Source organism: Alteromonas lipotrueiana (assembly GCF_019249245.1).
GTDB classification, from domain to species: domain Bacteria; phylum Pseudomonadota; class Gammaproteobacteria; order Enterobacterales; family Alteromonadaceae; genus Alteromonas; species Alteromonas lipotrueiana.
This window is the reverse complement of the sequence record NZ_JAESDK010000004.1, coordinates 12,915-27,567: the sequence shown is the minus strand read 5'-3', so window position 1 is coordinate 27,567 and position 14,653 is coordinate 12,915. Positions and strand designations below refer to the sequence as shown.

Genomic DNA, 14,653 nt, shown 5'->3' with positions numbered 1-14,653 from the left:
CAAATCCTTGCTATTATTTTATAGTGTTTCAAGCGAAGCTGGCGTATTTACCGCCACCGCCTGAATACTTTTATCTATGCGCTTGATTAATCCGGTAAGTACTTTGCCCGGACCAACTTCAATAATTCGTTCTACGTTTTGGCTGGCCAAATACTTTACGCTGTCGGTCCATTGAACCGGACAGTAAAGCTGGCGTATCAGCGCATCACGAATTTTCGCTACATCCTGCTCTACCCGTACGTCAACATTATTGACCACATCTACTTCAGGCGTATTGAGGGTAAGTGCTTCTAACGCTTCTTCAAGCTTGTCTGCGGCAGGACGCATCAGTTCACAGTGTGAAGGAACACTTACAGATAACGGTAATGCTCGTTTGGCACCAGCGTCTTTGCACGCCTGGGCGGCCTGTGATGTTGCGCTTTTTTCACCTGCAATAACGACTTGTCCGGGCGAGTTATAATTTACCGGGGCGACCACTTCACCCGTCGAAATTGCTGTTTGCTGGCAAATATCACGAATCTTGTCATCGTCTAAGCCAATAATGGCAAACATGGCCCCTGCACCGGCTGGTACAGCCTGTTGCATAAACTGACCACGGGCTTCAACCAGCTTAACTGCTGCCGGGAATTCTAAGGTGCCCGCACACACTAATGCTGAATATTCACCTAAGCTGTGGCCTGCCATGAAGTCGGCAGTGATACCTTGCTGTTGCAGCACCCGAAAAATTGCCACACTGGCGGTCAGTAAAGCCGGCTGAGTCACATGGGTTTCGTTTAATTTGTTGTTAGAGTCGTTTTGCACGACATCCCATAAATCGTACCCTAGCGCCTGTGACGCTTCATTAAACGTTTTTTCTACCTCGGGGTAGCTTTGAGCTAACTCTTTTAGCATTCCTGGTGTCTGGGAACCCTGGCCCGGAAATACAAAGGCTGTACGAGTCATAGTTAATCCTTTTTTGCTAATCTTTTAAAATTACTTAATATTTAACCAGTGCAGAGGCCCAGGCGAACCCCCCGCCAAAGGCCTCAAGCAATAGGTTCTGCCCCCGTTGAATTCGACCGTCACGTATTGCGGTATCCAGTGCTGTAGGCACTGTAGCGGCAGAAGTATTGCCATAATTCTCTAATGTCATTACCACCTGATCAAGAGGCATATTGAGCTTTTTGGCCGTGGCTTTAATAATTCTGAAGTTTGCCTGATGAGGTACCAACCAGTCTAGCTCTGACTTATCCATGTTGTTGGCGGCTAATGTCTGCTCAACCAATTGCGAAAGTTTTGTCACCGCTACTTTGAATACTTCATTACCTTTCATGGAACCCCAATTGGCATGAACAGACTCTTCGTCACCACGCGTTGGGTTACCAACATACAACAGGTCTTTGTATTTTCCTGAAGCCTGAATATGGGTCGATAAGATTCCGGGCTCTTCACTGGCTTCGATAATCACTGCCCCAGCAGCATCACCAAATAAAATCACCATAGTGCGATCTGCCGGGTCTATCAAACGGCTGAGACAGTCGGTACCGATAACCAGAATTCTTTTGGCCATGCCCGACTTAACATATTGGTCAGCAACACTAAGGGCGTAGCAAAAACCGGCACACGCTGCGGCCACATCAAAAGCCGGAATGTTGTCTACCTGCAATTCTTGCTGTATTTCACAAGCGGTACTAGGTAAAGAATAGCGGCCACTGGTGGTGGCACACACAATCATGTCTATATCCTGGGCAGTCAAACCCGCTGCTTCCAGGGCTTTTTTACTGGCTTGCGCACCCATGGTTGCCGCCGTTTCGTCGGCTCCGATTAGTCGGCGCTCTTTGATACCAGTGCGATCGGTAATCCACTCATCGGTGGTATCTACCATAACCTCTAAGTCTGCGTTGGTACGCACTTCGCTGGGATAATAACTGCCGGTTCCAATAATTCGTGAATAGTTACTCAAAGTTGCTCCAACAATACCGTTTCTATTTTACTTTTTATTTGTTCGGGAACACGTAAACGCGCTTCCTGCATAGCCTGTAAAATTGCATAATAAAATGCGTCGGCTGAAGCGTTTCCGTGACTCTTTACTACAATGCCGCGCAATCCTATCAGACTGGCACCATTATACTGGTCGGGGTTCACACGATTATAGATAGATTTCAGTAATGGTAAGGCAATTCGGGCCATTAAACGTGAGCCGAAATTACGTGACGACTGTTTTTTAACCTCATTAATCACGAGTTTGGCTAAGCCTTCGCTGGATTTCAGAGCAATGTTGCCGGTAAAACCATCGGTCACCACCACGTCTGCGTAGTCGGTAAAAATATCTCCGCCTTCCACATACCCAATGTAGTTAAGGGCCGGAACATTGCGTAAATATTCATCTGCAAGTTTTACCAGGGGGTTGCCTTTTATATCTTCTTCGCCAACATTTAATAACGCAACTCTGGGGGTTTTCTTACCCAGCATGTGTTCGGCAAGGACTGAGCCCATCACCGCATACTGAAACAACGCTTCGGAGGTACAGTTAACATTGGCGCCCAGGTCAAGCAATAATACCCGATGATGTCCTGCCGTAGGCATAAACGAAACCAGTGCAGGCCGATCAACGCCCTGTAGAGTCTTGATTAAATAATAGGCCAGACACATGAGTGCACCGGTGTTGCCGGCACTTACGCAGGCATCAGCCTGCTTACTTTGTACCGCTTCAATGGCGCGGCGCATCGAGGAATCTTTTTTCTGACGTAAAGCCTGGGCGGGCGAATCAGACATCAAAATAATATCGTCGCAGTGACGTACCGTCACGCGGGCGCGTTCAGATTGAGATAATGAGCGCAATTGAACATCAATCAACTCGCGGTTACCGCAAAGTATAAAATTAAAGTCAGAATGTAGGCGAATCGCCTTGAGGGCAGCTGAAAGGATAACTGGGGGACCATGATCGCCCCCCATAATATCTAACGCTATGGTTAGCTGAGACAAAATATGTCACCAAACGTTATTAACGTTCGATAACCTTTTTGCCTTTGTAGTAACCATCAGCGGTCACGTGATGACGACGATGCGTTTCACCTGACGTTGAATCGACAGACAAAGTCTCGCATGTCAATGCATCGTGTGAACGACGCATACCACGCTTTGAACGCGTTTTACGATTTTTTTGTACGGCCATAACTTACTCCTGGTCTTGCTTAAGTTCTTTCAAAACCGCGAACGGATTTGGACGCTCTTGTTCCGGTTCGATTTTACCAAATGTCATATCTTCCTGACCTACTGGGCACACCTCCTCTGCATGAAGGGGTACAATAGGCAGTGCTATAATCAATTCGTCTTCAAGTACTTGAAATAAATCGACGATTCCATGGTCGTTGACCTCTACCGGATCGTAAGCTTCGGGTAACGTATCGGCCTGGTCCTGCCCCTGCACTGGGCTGAAACAAAAATCGATATCAAGTGAATGATCAAATTCACCGTTACACCGCTCACACATCAGTGATACCTGCGTTTTAAGATGGCCGTGAAAAACAGTAAGACCCTGCGCGTCTTTTTCAAACTGTACTTCGGCGTCCACCCATTCAGCGCAGCTAACTACAGCACCCTGTAAACGTGGCATATCTTTGCTGGCAATAACACCCTCATAATCAGAGCGTTTGACAGCGCTTTTAACCGGATCAACCTGGTAAGGTAATTTCACTTTCTGCATAGGGCGCGCATCTTATAGTCTCAAGCCATGCGTGTCAAAGGTTTAATCCACGCCGGCAGGCAATTTTGTTCACAGTCACCTTCACCGCAAACCGTCAATCTTCTTTACATGCTACATGCACTTAGTAGACTTACGCCATGTTCGTCAGCTTTGGTCATTTTTACATGCAAAAAATTATTCTTGCCTCTTCATCAGTCTATCGGCGTGAGCTGTTATCAGGCTTAGGTGTGCATGCTGAGACTAGTTCTCCGGACATAGACGAGACGCCTTTGCCTGATGAAACCGGTGAGCAACTTGCGCTGCGACTGGCTGAACAAAAAGCCGCTAAAGTTGGTCGTCTGAATCCCGAGGCTATCACGATTGGCTCTGACCAGGTCGCAGTGTTGACCCACCCCGATCGCTCGTTCAGCTTGTTGGGTAAACCCGGTACCATCGATAATGCTGAATCTCAGTTGCTGGCGTGTTCGGGCAACAAGGTTTCATTTTATACTGCGGTGAGTTTATACACCAAAACCAAGAATATGAGCGCGTGTGAAACAACGCATGTATGGTTTCGCAGCTTGACCGAAAATACCGTTCGGGATTATGTCAGGTACGAGCAGCCTTTAGACTGCGCGGGCAGTTTTAAATGTGAGGGCCTAGGTGCGCTATTGTTTGAGCGTATTGAAGGGCGCGACCCAAACAGTCTGATTGGGTTACCCGTTATGTTGCTGCGCGACATGTTTGAACACTTCAACATCGATTTGCTAGCGCTGGCCACTAGCAAACCTGAATAAGCCATTATTATACCACCCGGCATTACCCAAAATAATGGATTTAAAACGCGTTAGCCTAATAAATAGCGGTGCAACTCAGGTACAGAGTTGACCACCGCCACTGGCATATGGTTGTTTAATTGTTGTGAATCATGCACGCCATAGGTAACACCTATGCGATCCATTCCAAGTTGCTGCGCCATTTGCATGTCATATACCGTATCGCCAATCATCACTGCCTCGTCTACCGCCACGCCGGTTTCACTTAACAGTTGCTGCAGCATATCACTGGATGGTTTTGACTGAGCGTCACATGCGGTACGGGAGGCCACAAAGTAATCGCCAGTAGCGGTATGTTGCCATGCGCGATCAAGCCCCCGCCGAGCTTTGCCGGTCGCTACTGCAAGTTGTCGCCCATTGCTATGCAAAGCTTTAAGAAGTTGTGTCGCGCCTTCAAACATCGGACACGGCCTTTGGTCTTTAGTCACGTACGCTGTTTTGTAAGCGGCAACTATCGACTCTATTTTTTGCTCATCTTTGAGCCCAAACAACTGCGCCACCGCAGGATGCAAACTAATACCAATGATATTACCTACCTGCTCGGCGCTGGGTACTGGCTCGCCGCACTGCGCTGCAGCCTGCTGCATGCACTCGACAATTTTACCGACCGAGTCCATCAATGTCCCGTCCCAGTCAAAAATGACTAATTTATAGTGTTTCATTTTAGCCGCTCCAACGTGGTTGCTAATGTTTTATCCAAAGGGGCTTTAAACGTAACTGACTCGCCGGTTTGAGGATGCTGAAAACGGATACTGGCAGCGTGAAGAAACAACCGATTCAGACCCGCTTTTTTCATAGACTGGTCAAACGCTGTGTCACCATATTTATCATCGCCTGCAATCGGATGACCGGCATGTAAACAATGCACCCTAATTTGATGGGTTCGTCCGGTGATGGGTGAGGCTTCTACCAATGTTGCTGACGAAAAATTTTCCAGTATACGGTAGCGTGTTTCTGAAGGCTTGCCGTCATCGCTTACACTCACTAAACGCTCGCCCGACTGCAATACATTTTTGCGCAGCGGGGCCTTTACCTTGAACCGGTTTTGTGGCCAGCTTCCGGCCACAAGCGCCTGATAACGTTTGTCCATTTGCCCCATTCGTAACTGTTCGTGCATATTACGTAACGCCGAACGCTTTTTGGCAATAAGGATGCATCCTGAGGTATCCCGGTCTAGCCGGTGCACCAATTCCATAAAGTGGGCATCAGGTCGTAACGCGCGCAATCCCTCAATAAGTCCAAAGCTTAATCCGCTGCCGCCATGCACGGCAATACCTGAAGGCTTGTTGATCACCATAATACGGTCATCTTCAAATAAAATATGCGATTCTAACGTAGCAACTTTGTCTAATTTAGGATTTACCGGGGCGACAGCTTCGGTCACTCTGACTGGAGGCACGCGCACAATGTCATCGGTCTTTAATTTATATTCGGGTTTCACCCGGCCTTTATTCACCCGAACTTCACCTTTACGTAAAATTCGGTAAATCATGCTTTTGGGCACCCCTTTTAACTGGGTGCGAAGAAAGTTGTCTACCCGCTGGCCGGCTACATCGGCATCAATGGTGACAAACTGAACTGAAGGAGCGGTATCTTTATTCATGGCGCCGATTATAAAACAAATGTCAGCACGAACCTAAAAAAGTTTCTGTCTCAGATTACTGATGCTCGCTTACCCTCCACAAACCACCCTGAAAACCTTATCAGAACCGGGTTGACGAATGAAAACTAAGCTATTAAGACCGGCATTTTTACTGACCAAGAACTTTGCTTGCCTAATTGAAGATTTTGGTGCGATAATCAGGAGGTTTTAACGCGCCTAAAAAATTAAGTGCGCTGTTGAAATAGCAAGAACTGAAAAGTTAATCAATTGGCTGTAATGATTCGGCATAATACTATTATCCAATGCCTGAGATGAGCAAATTTAATGACGGTAGTACTAAAACTGTCACTCATTAGAATATTGCAGCCCTAAAACACCTAGTTCGCCGCTTAGCAAAACAGAATTGAAATGACAATTGCCTTAGGCTGAAAGGTTAGTGTTACCACAGCCAGGCGATGCGACAACATAATATTGGAAGGGCCATCGTTCCCGACACCCGCTAATAAATAATAACACCTGCATTACGTAGCTCAGGTAATTAGCAATAATGGGTAATACGACAATACAACAAATTTCATACCATGCCGGGAGGCGTTGTGGTGAAAATTTGCACATGTCAATTTGGTTTTGTGTCTAAGCGGCTGTTCAAAATACAGAGTTAGATACAATGAAAAGAATGTTAATTAATGCAACTCAACAAGAAGAGTTGCGCGTAGCGCTTGTTGATGGACAGCGCTTGTATGATTTGGACATCGAAAGTCCTGGCCACGAGCAAAAAAAAGCCAATATCTACAAGGGCAAAATCACCCGTGTAGAACCTAGCCTGGAAGCCGCTTTTGTTGACTATGGCGCTGAACGTCATGGTTTTTTACCGCTAAAAGAAATTGCCCGCACTTATTTTCCTAAAGGTTATAAATTTGATGGCCGTCCTAATATCAAGGATGCGATCAAAGAAGGCCAGGAAGTCATCATCCAAATCGACAAAGAAGAACGAGGCCAAAAAGGCGCGGCGCTGACCACCTTTTTATCTTTAGCCGGCAGTTATCTGGTACTTATGCCTAATAACCCCAGAGCGGGTGGAATTAGCCGTCGTATAGAAGGTGATGAGCGTACTGAGTTAAAACAAGCGCTTAGTAAGCTGGATATTCCAGATGGTATGGGTTTGATTGTACGTACCGCGGGTGTGGGAAAATCTTATGAAGAGTTAGACTGGGATTTGCGCGTATTGCTCAAACACTGGGAAGCGGTGCGCGAAGAAGCTGAAAAACGCTCTGCGCCCTTTCTTATTCATCAGGAAAGCAATGTTATTGTTCGCGCCATCCGCGACTATCTGCGTCGTGATATAGGCGAGATACTGGTCGACAAATCCGCTATTTTTGAACAAGCCCTGCAGCACATCCAATTGGTTCGCCCCGACTTTGCTAATCGCGTTAAAAAGTACGACGGCGATGTCCCGTTGTTTAGTCATTATCAAATAGAAAGCCAGATTGAATCAGCATTTCAGCGTGAAGTTCGTCTTCCTTCAGGCGGCTCTATTGTTATCGACCCCACTGAAGCACTTACCTCAATTGACATCAACTCTGCCCGTGCTACCAAAGGCGGCGATATTGAAGAAACGGCATTAAATACTAACCTTGAAGCTGCCGATGAAATTGCGCGGCAACTGCGCTTACGCGATGCCGGGGGCCTGGTGGTTATCGACTTTATCGATATGACCCCGGTTCGCCATCAACGCGAAGTTGAAAACCGCTTGAAAGAAGCCGTACGCTCTGATCGTGCCCGCGTACAGCTGGGACGTATTTCACGCTTTGGTTTGCTTGAAATGTCGCGTCAGCGTTTACGCCCTTCATTAGGTGAGTCAAGCCATCATGTATGTCCTCGTTGTTCTGGTCACGGTACAATTCGAGGCACCGAGTCGTTAGCGCTTTCAATTCTTCGTATTATGGAAGAAGAAAGCATTAAAGATAATACTGGACAAATTGAGGCGCAGCTGCCGGTACCGGTCGCCACTTATTTGCTTAACGAAAAACGTAGTTCGGTAAATGTCATTGAAAAACGCCACGATGTTAATTTACTAATTATTCCAAATGCGAATTTAGAAACGCCTCATTACGAAGTAAATCGCCGCCGCCCCGAAGAAATACTTAAAGATGCCAGTTATGATGTTTCTTTGCTTGAAGCTAAAGGCTCAGAGACCGATAAACCTGCCGCTGCAGTGGTTAAGCGCGAAGAGCCGGCAATAAAAGGGATGGTGGCGCCTGATGCAGCACCAGTCGTTCCAGCCAAACCACAGACTCAACCAAAAGCACAGCAAAAAGATACGTCTACGTCATTGCTGGGCCAGCTGTCGAAATGGTTAAAAGGTTTGTTAGGCTCTGACGATTCAAAGCAAGAATCTGATACTGGTACGCAGACCAGCGAATCAAAATCACAACACTCGCGTTCGCGTAATCAACATGATCAACGTAATCGTAAACCTCGCAACAATAAACAGCGCCGGGGCCGTCAGGGCGAACAAAGCGAACGTGACGAAAACCAAAACCAGGGCAACAAAGCTCAAGGGCAGAACGAACGTCGTCCGAAGAATGCTCAGGCAAATCGTAAACCCCGCAAACCTCGTGAAGACAAAGCAGAAGTAAAACACGAAAACAAAACCACTGAGGTATCGCCCAAAGCTGATACCGTAGATAATAAAGAAACTCAGAGCGCACCGAAGAAAAAGCAATTAGCCGAGCGCCGTAAGCGCCGTGATATGCGCCGTAGTGTCCGCGTAGACAGCAACTCTGATAAAACACATGATTCAGCAAATGCTGATAACCAGACCTCGCCTCAAGATGGGACAACTACGTCTCAACCAAAAAGCGAAGCGGCTAAGCCAACTGAATCAAAAGACACCAGGCAACAAAACAGCACATCTGTCGACCAGGAACAATTCAATGACACAGGCAATAACGGCCAGTCAGAGTTTGGTGACGAGAGCAAACGAGAAGGTAATGGCAATCGTAGCCGCAGCCGTCGTTCTCCTCGTCATGTTCGTGCTGCCGGCCAACGCCGCAAAAAAGAGCAAAACGATAACGATTCAACGTATGACAATAATGGGGCAGCACAATCAGCTCCAGTGGTAGAACAACAACCACGTCCTATTGCCGAAGATCGGGTATCAAATACAACCACGTCTGCGGACGATGCTTCGCAATTAAGTGGCAGTTCAGTAGCAGAACAACCTCGCTCTGATATTAATGAGACTATTGCACAGCCTGTAGAGCAACCATCGCGTCTTGACAGTGAAGAGTTCGACGCACCATCGGAGCAAACCGAAAGTAAAGAGCCGGAGGTCATGCCAGAACAAAAGGCAACAACCAGCTTTGCGCAAAAGCCGCGTGAAAAATACCGCGTTGAAGGTATGCATTCAAATGAGTCTGAATCTTCTGTCAGGTCTGAAACCAAAACTCAGGAAGAAACTGATCAAAAAGTCCAGAGCCGCGCCGATAGCAGTAACGATCAATCTACAACTGACAATGTTGACGCTGATGAAAAAGCTTCTGAGTCGCCTGCTGAAAACGTAGCAGCGCCTGTCGAGGCTGCAATGGTTGACCAGAAATCTACCGCTCCTGCAACCGTTGAAGATGACTCTGATGCTCAATCTGATGATGACTCAAATGCTAGCACTACAACTACAGCGCCGGCCGCCACGTCTGGTGAGCAGCAAAAAACAGACACTACGGTAAGTAATACCGCAGAGCGTGAAAGTGCGAAAGCCCAGGCGCCCGCGGCTGAGCAACCTCAACCTGAAGTTGCTCAGACACAAAAAACCGCAACAGTGAAATCGCAGCCGGTCGAGGGTGTTGTGATGGCCAGCAGTCGGGGCAAATTGAACGCTTCGCATCCTATGGCATCACCCACGCCAATCAACGACCAGTTTAAAGAGGTTGAGCTTACTGCACGAAACAGCAACGCGCGTCCTGGTATAGATACGTCGGGACGCTCTGCGGTTATAGCGCAAAGCAAATCGAAAGCGTCTGCGCCCATGGCAAAGCCCGCTAGTAGTGACTCTCTGTAAATAAGACAGGTAAAAAGCTCATAGTTTAACTATGAGCTTTTTTTGTTGTGTCACCGTAGGTTGATCCTAATCTAAAAAGCCAGGTTGCCAAATTACTTGGCGACGACGAATTGTTTGACTGTACGTTGCTTCAGACATTATGGAGCGGTTACGGCCAGTGTTTTCGATTTCGTTCTAAAAATCACCCGGGTTACCGCGTGGCAAAAGTAGTAACCCCTACCCGTCCGTCCTCTCACCACAAAGGGTGGAGTGATCAACATAGTCATCAGCGAAAGTTAACGTCATATCTTGTTGAACAATCTTTTTATCAACAGTATGCAAGGATTACAAAAGCCGATGTTCCTAAGCTTATTGCGTGTTCGCATACCCAAAAAGGTTTTATCACAATTCTTGAAGATCTGAATGGGCGTGGTTACAGTAATAGGCATGAACAACTGTCGGTAAACCAAAGCATCAGTGTTCTTCAATGGCTTGCCCGTTTTCATGCTGATTTCTACACTTGCTCTTCTGAAAAGTTATGGCCGCAAGGGGCATACTGGCATTTGGCTACTCGTTCGGCCGAATTACAGGCTATGGAAGAAGGCCCGTTAAAAGACGCAGCGACTAAAATTGATATTACTTTACAACAGGCAACAGCCAAAACGCTGATTCATGGCGATGCAAAGGTAGCTAACTTTTGTTTTGATGATTCTGCAGGCAAGGTAGCCGCTGTCGATTTTCAGTATGTAGGCGCAGGCGCAGGAATTGTGGATATAGCCTATTTTATGGGGAGCGCGTTAAGTCAAAAGGACCAGGCCAACCATTATGAATATTGTCTCGATATTTATTTTGATGCATTAGCGGCTGCACTTAACAAACATGACTGTGATAGTGAACGCATTATCAATGAGTGGCGCGCATTATACCCGTTTGCCTGTGCTGACTTTTTACGTTTTTTGAAAGGTTGGAGCCCCAGTCACTGGAAAATTAACCCTCACCTGTTGTCACAAAGCAGACACGCACTGAGTTTGCTTAAGGCATAAACCGAAAAGCATGCCGAGGATGTTGCTTGTATTCTTTGCCTTGTTCTTATCTTTTACATATAGACATCAAATATGTTCTGGGTGGTGTTAATTTTAACCGACTTCAATAATCCCCCCTGAGCCACCCCTGTCTATTTACCCTGAGGTAAAGAAAAGTTTAAAGATTAAAAAAAGCTGATTGCGTTATGCTGCAGATACCTTCTTTACTATGCCTCAGACTTATTACAATCCATTTACAATAATCACTTTTATTTATCCTTATGTTGCGTACTCTATAATTTCGGTTTTGTGTTATGGATGAAATGTCATGTCTGAAAAAAGTATGCAACAAAAGCTGACGATGGGTAGCGATAAATTTACTTTATTTGATACACCCGAATTTGACGATAGTCATCAGCGTCAATGTTATGAAAAACAACGTCTAGCTGCTGCTTTCAGGGTTTTTTCTTATTACGGTTTTGATGAGGGATTAGCAGGACATATTTCATTGCGCGACTGTATTGACCCAGAAACCTTCTGGGTTAATCCGGTAGGTATGCACTTTTCATTGATCAAAGCTTCTGACTTAGTCAGGGTCTCCCACGTTGGCGAGATAGTAGAGGGTGCCCGACCTATTAATAGTGCTGCATTTGCTATTCATTCTCGAATTCATGCTACCTACCCTCACATTAATGCTGTGGCCCATGCGCATAGCGTGTATGGTCGCGCCTTCGCAGCCTTAGGAGAAAAGTTAGCGCCTATTTCCCAAGATGCGTGTATGTTTTATGAAAATCATATTATGTTCAGTCATTTTGGTGGAGTGGTGGCTGACACTGAAGAAGGTGAAAAAATAGCCCAGGCCCTGGACAATAATATTGCGGCGGTCTTACAAAACCATGGATTACTTACCGTAGGTAGTAGTGTAGATGCGGCTGCGGCGAACTTTGTTATGCTGGATAGCTGTTGTCATAGCCAGCTATTGGCTCAGGCTGCTGGTAAATTACGCTGTATAGACTCAGAAACCGCGCGAAAAACGCGGGCTATGAATGCCTCGGATTTAGTAACATGGGGTAATTTTCAACCTATGTATCAAGCCATACTGGCGCGGGATGACAGCTTTTTAAAATAGCGGTATAAATCGAACCTATGGAAAATTCGCTACTTACTCAAGTTTTTCTACCGCTTGCTTTGGCTTTCGTCATGTTGGGCATCGGCCTGGGTTTAAAACCTGGAAATTTCCGACATTTATTAAAATTTCCCTGGGTTATAACCGCAGGCTTAGCAGGTCAGCTGCTTTTTATGCCCGCCTTAGCATTTTTGCTGGCCAGTATCTTGTCACTATCGCCAAGTTTAGCGGTGGGGGTAATGTTGTTGGCAGCATGCCCGGGGGGCACTACCTCTAATGTAATGAGCCAGCTATTGAAAGCTGATATGGCATTATCTGTTACTTTAACTGCGTTATCTACTTTGATTTGTATCGTAACAACTCCGGTTATATTAGGCCTGTCTTTGTGGGCATTTACCGGGCAAGATGTCGGTAGCATAGATGTGTCTGGGGTTACCCGCGGAATACTGATTATTGCATTATTACCGGTTATGCTGGGGATGTTTATCAGAGAAGCGCAACCGGCGATTGCAATTCGGCTTGAGCCATGGTGTCGAAGATTTTCATTAATCTTTTTAGTATTACTGGTCATTACTATTTTGGTCACTCAATGGACGATACTTACTCGTTACGGCGCGTTTGTAATCGTGTGTGCAACCATACTCAGTTTTGGCTCCTGCTTAATCGGGTGGAGCTGTGGATTTATTAGCAAAGCGAATGTTCGACAGGCCAGATCACTTTGTATAGAGGTGGGAATTCAAAACGCAGCGCTTGCTATAGTTATTGCTATTTCAATACTGCAAAAGCCAGATTACGCCGCGTTTGCTGGAATTTATGGTTTGGTAATGTATTTGGCACCTGTTTTTATTCTGAAAATGGCAATGTATTCTTCGCGACGTTCGGCAAAAGCGCAGTAACCGACCGTTCGCAGTAAATATAATGTTCAAAATAACCCACTACCTGCAGTAAACTCCGCCTTAGTGTAAAATTATAAAAAACAGGAGGAACCACGTGCAAATTTGGGTTGATGCAGATGCGTGTCCGGTCGCGATTAAAGATATTTTATTTCGGGCCGCACAGCGAACAAAGATACAAGTTACATTAGTAGCCAACCATTACATTCGTACACCTGCTTCTAAGTATGTGAATTTTATGCAGGTGACTCAAGGTTTTGACGTCGCCGATGATGAGATTGTTCAGCGCTGTGAGTCTGGTGATTTGGTTATTACCTCTGACATTCCTTTGGCAGATGAAGTTATCAGCAAAAACTGCCTGGCGTTAAGCCCCCGGGGTGAGCTATTTACTCGCGAAAATATAAAATCACGATTAAATGTACGGGACTTTATGGATACATTACGCAGTAGCGGAATACAAACCGGTGGACCAGCCGCCCTCTCTGGCACTGAAAAACAAGCGTTTGGTAACAAGCTTGACCAGTGGCTGGCACAACAGCGCTAAAGCATTTTTAATTAACGCTCCAATTTGTGCTCGCTTTTTTAAGCGAGAAAAAAGGGCCAGCTAATATTTAGCTGGCCCTTTTTGATACTATTGCGTTGGTTGTTTCTTCGTTTTCACAAAAAACGTTTAACGTCTGTCGTAATTAACCGGCTTTTGAGGGTTTTGGTAAAAACCTTGTTTGAGCAAACGTTTGAAACGCTGCATCTTTCCATCTAATGTAAGTTGTTCAATACCACGATTGAATAACTCCAGAACCAGGCGACTGTCTTGCTGATCTTTAGGGACCAACAGATGTGTGGTTATAGTAGAGATAAAAGGTTGTACGTGGTGTAATTCACGACGTTGTTCTTTACTAAATTCGCTTTGCAATAAATACCAGCCAGTCAACTCATCGATAGGGAATATATCGATATCACCGTTTAAAAGCGCATTGATATTGTCTTTGTCTGTTTTTCTTGTTGCAACAGATTCATTATCTTTTATGTATTTACTTAGCTCATCAGTGTAAAGATACCCTTCTGTCATTCCCATCGTATGAGCTTTCAAATCACCCAGGGTTTCCCACATATCAATACCACTGTCTTTACGGCTTAAAAATACGAGGTTTTCAGCGGTAATGGGTTTACTGTGCCAAAATTCGTCTTCACGCGTTCGGACAAAGTTTCCGTATGAAACTGCATCATATTTACCATCCAGCGTGGCTTTAAGAGCATCTTCCCAAGCCATAGAAGTGAACTCAACTACCACACCGGCCTCCAGAAAAGCCTGACGCGTAATATGATTAATATAACCGTCGTGCTCCATTTCAGTCGATGTGAACGGAGGGTATTCGGTAGTGGCAATACGCAGTTTTAACCATGCGTGTGCCCAGCTTTGGCTGGGTAGCAATAAGAGTGTAAAAAGGATGAGTGCGATTTTTTTCATAG

At 45.9% G+C, this 14,653-nt stretch carries 14 protein-coding genes; 6 read left to right on the top strand and 8 right to left on the bottom strand.

Features of this window, described 5'->3' with window-relative positions; genetic code table 11:
• Nucleotides 1–18: 18 nt before the first annotated feature.
• The 5 genes from fabD to yceD are packed head-to-tail and all read right to left on the bottom strand — an operon-like array spanning nucleotide 19 to nucleotide 3,685.
• Nucleotides 19–942 carry an ACP S-malonyltransferase gene (fabD, locus tag JK130_RS04035; RefSeq protein ID WP_218352937.1) on the bottom strand — a complete coding sequence of 308 codons (924 nt, stop codon included), beginning with the start codon at nucleotides 940–942 and terminating at the stop codon, nucleotides 19–21.
• Between the two features lie 34 nt (nucleotides 943–976).
• Nucleotides 977–1,942, bottom strand: a complete 966-nt coding sequence (locus JK130_RS04030) for a beta-ketoacyl-ACP synthase III (protein ID WP_218352936.1) — start codon at nucleotides 1,940–1,942, stop codon at nucleotides 977–979.
• Entirely contained in the window at nucleotides 1,939–2,964 is a 1,026-nt protein-coding gene (gene plsX, locus JK130_RS04025) for a phosphate acyltransferase PlsX (protein WP_218352935.1), read from the bottom strand. The genes JK130_RS04030 and plsX overlap by 4 nt, the downstream gene beginning before the upstream one ends.
• Nucleotides 2,965–2,983: 19 nt before the next feature.
• Entirely contained in the window at nucleotides 2,984–3,154 is a 171-nt protein-coding gene (rpmF, locus tag JK130_RS04020) for a 50S ribosomal protein L32 (protein WP_018981471.1), read from the bottom strand.
• Between the two features lie 3 nt (nucleotides 3,155–3,157).
• Complete coding sequence (gene yceD, locus JK130_RS04015) at nucleotides 3,158–3,685, bottom strand: 23S rRNA accumulation protein YceD (RefSeq protein WP_218352934.1); 528 nt, start codon at nucleotides 3,683–3,685, stop codon at nucleotides 3,158–3,160.
• 164 nt (nucleotides 3,686–3,849) lie between these two features.
• On the opposite strand from yceD, the gene JK130_RS04010 reads away from it, so the two are divergent.
• On the top strand, nucleotides 3,850–4,461 hold the full coding sequence (locus JK130_RS04010; RefSeq protein WP_218352933.1) for a Maf family protein: 612 nt from the start codon (nucleotides 3,850–3,852) through the stop codon (nucleotides 4,459–4,461).
• 50 nt (nucleotides 4,462–4,511) lie between these two features.
• On the opposite strand, the gene JK130_RS04005 is transcribed toward JK130_RS04010, so the two are convergent.
• Together JK130_RS04005 and rluC are read right to left on the bottom strand one after the other, a co-directional pair.
• Nucleotides 4,512–5,162, bottom strand: a complete 651-nt coding sequence (locus tag JK130_RS04005) for an HAD family hydrolase (RefSeq protein ID WP_218352932.1) — start codon at nucleotides 5,160–5,162, stop codon at nucleotides 4,512–4,514.
• Nucleotides 5,159–6,103: a 23S rRNA pseudouridine(955/2504/2580) synthase RluC gene (gene rluC, locus JK130_RS04000; protein ID WP_218352931.1), complete on the bottom strand. Its 945-nt coding sequence runs from the start codon at nucleotides 6,101–6,103 to the stop codon at nucleotides 5,159–5,161. The genes JK130_RS04005 and rluC overlap by 4 nt, the downstream gene beginning before the upstream one ends.
• A gap of 667 nt (nucleotides 6,104–6,770) precedes the next feature.
• On the opposite strand from rluC, the gene rne reads away from it, so the two are divergent.
• From rne to JK130_RS03975, 5 genes are all read left to right on the top strand, one after another.
• Complete coding sequence (gene rne, locus JK130_RS03995; protein WP_218352930.1) at nucleotides 6,771–10,163, top strand: ribonuclease E; 3,393 nt, start codon at nucleotides 6,771–6,773, stop codon at nucleotides 10,161–10,163.
• A gap of 197 nt (nucleotides 10,164–10,360) precedes the next feature.
• On the top strand, nucleotides 10,361–11,185 hold the full coding sequence (locus JK130_RS03990; RefSeq protein ID WP_343210976.1) for an oxidoreductase family protein: 825 nt from the start codon (nucleotides 10,361–10,363) through the stop codon (nucleotides 11,183–11,185).
• Between the two features lie 307 nt (nucleotides 11,186–11,492).
• Nucleotides 11,493–12,293, top strand: coding sequence for a class II aldolase/adducin family protein (locus JK130_RS03985; RefSeq protein WP_218352928.1), 801 nt, complete (start codon nucleotides 11,493–11,495; stop codon nucleotides 12,291–12,293).
• A 17-nt stretch (nucleotides 12,294–12,310) separates the two neighbouring features.
• Nucleotides 12,311–13,186, top strand: a complete 876-nt coding sequence (locus JK130_RS03980) for a bile acid:sodium symporter family protein (RefSeq protein ID WP_218352927.1) — start codon at nucleotides 12,311–12,313, stop codon at nucleotides 13,184–13,186.
• Between the two features lie 94 nt (nucleotides 13,187–13,280).
• The gene (locus tag JK130_RS03975; protein WP_218352926.1) at nucleotides 13,281–13,727 is read left to right on the top strand and encodes a YaiI/YqxD family protein; all 447 of its coding nucleotides are present in this window, start codon (nucleotides 13,281–13,283) and stop codon (nucleotides 13,725–13,727) included.
• 126 nt (nucleotides 13,728–13,853) lie between these two features.
• Here JK130_RS03975 and JK130_RS03970 read toward each other — a convergent pair whose 3' ends face one another.
• Complete coding sequence (locus JK130_RS03970) at nucleotides 13,854–14,651, bottom strand: substrate-binding periplasmic protein (protein ID WP_218352925.1); 798 nt, start codon at nucleotides 14,649–14,651, stop codon at nucleotides 13,854–13,856.
• Between the last annotated feature and the right edge of the window lie 2 nt (nucleotides 14,652–14,653).

What these genes read in the sequence shown, in the direction of transcription:
- JK130_RS03970 (WP_218352925.1), bottom strand. Translation starts at nt 14,651, where the DNA reads ATGAAAAAAATCGCACTCATCCTTTTTACACTCTTATTGCTACCCAGC.
- rpmF (WP_018981471.1), bottom strand. Translation starts at nt 3,154, where the DNA reads ATGGCCGTACAAAAAAATCGTAAAACGCGTTCAAAGCGTGGTATGCGT.
- fabD (WP_218352937.1), bottom strand. Translation starts at nt 942, where the DNA reads ATGACTCGTACAGCCTTTGTATTTCCGGGCCAGGGTTCCCAGACACCA.
- JK130_RS04010 (WP_218352933.1), top strand. Translation starts at nt 3,850, where the DNA reads ATGCAAAAAATTATTCTTGCCTCTTCATCAGTCTATCGGCGTGAGCTG.
- JK130_RS03985 (WP_218352928.1), top strand. Translation starts at nt 11,493, where the DNA reads ATGTCTGAAAAAAGTATGCAACAAAAGCTGACGATGGGTAGCGATAAA.
- yceD (WP_218352934.1), bottom strand. Translation starts at nt 3,685, where the DNA reads ATGCAGAAAGTGAAATTACCTTACCAGGTTGATCCGGTTAAAAGCGCT.
- rluC (WP_218352931.1), bottom strand. Translation starts at nt 6,103, where the DNA reads ATGAATAAAGATACCGCTCCTTCAGTTCAGTTTGTCACCATTGATGCC.
- rne (WP_218352930.1), top strand. Translation starts at nt 6,771, where the DNA reads ATGAAAAGAATGTTAATTAATGCAACTCAACAAGAAGAGTTGCGCGTA.
- JK130_RS03980 (WP_218352927.1), top strand. Translation starts at nt 12,311, where the DNA reads ATGGAAAATTCGCTACTTACTCAAGTTTTTCTACCGCTTGCTTTGGCT.
- JK130_RS04005 (WP_218352932.1), bottom strand. Translation starts at nt 5,162, where the DNA reads ATGAAACACTATAAATTAGTCATTTTTGACTGGGACGGGACATTGATG.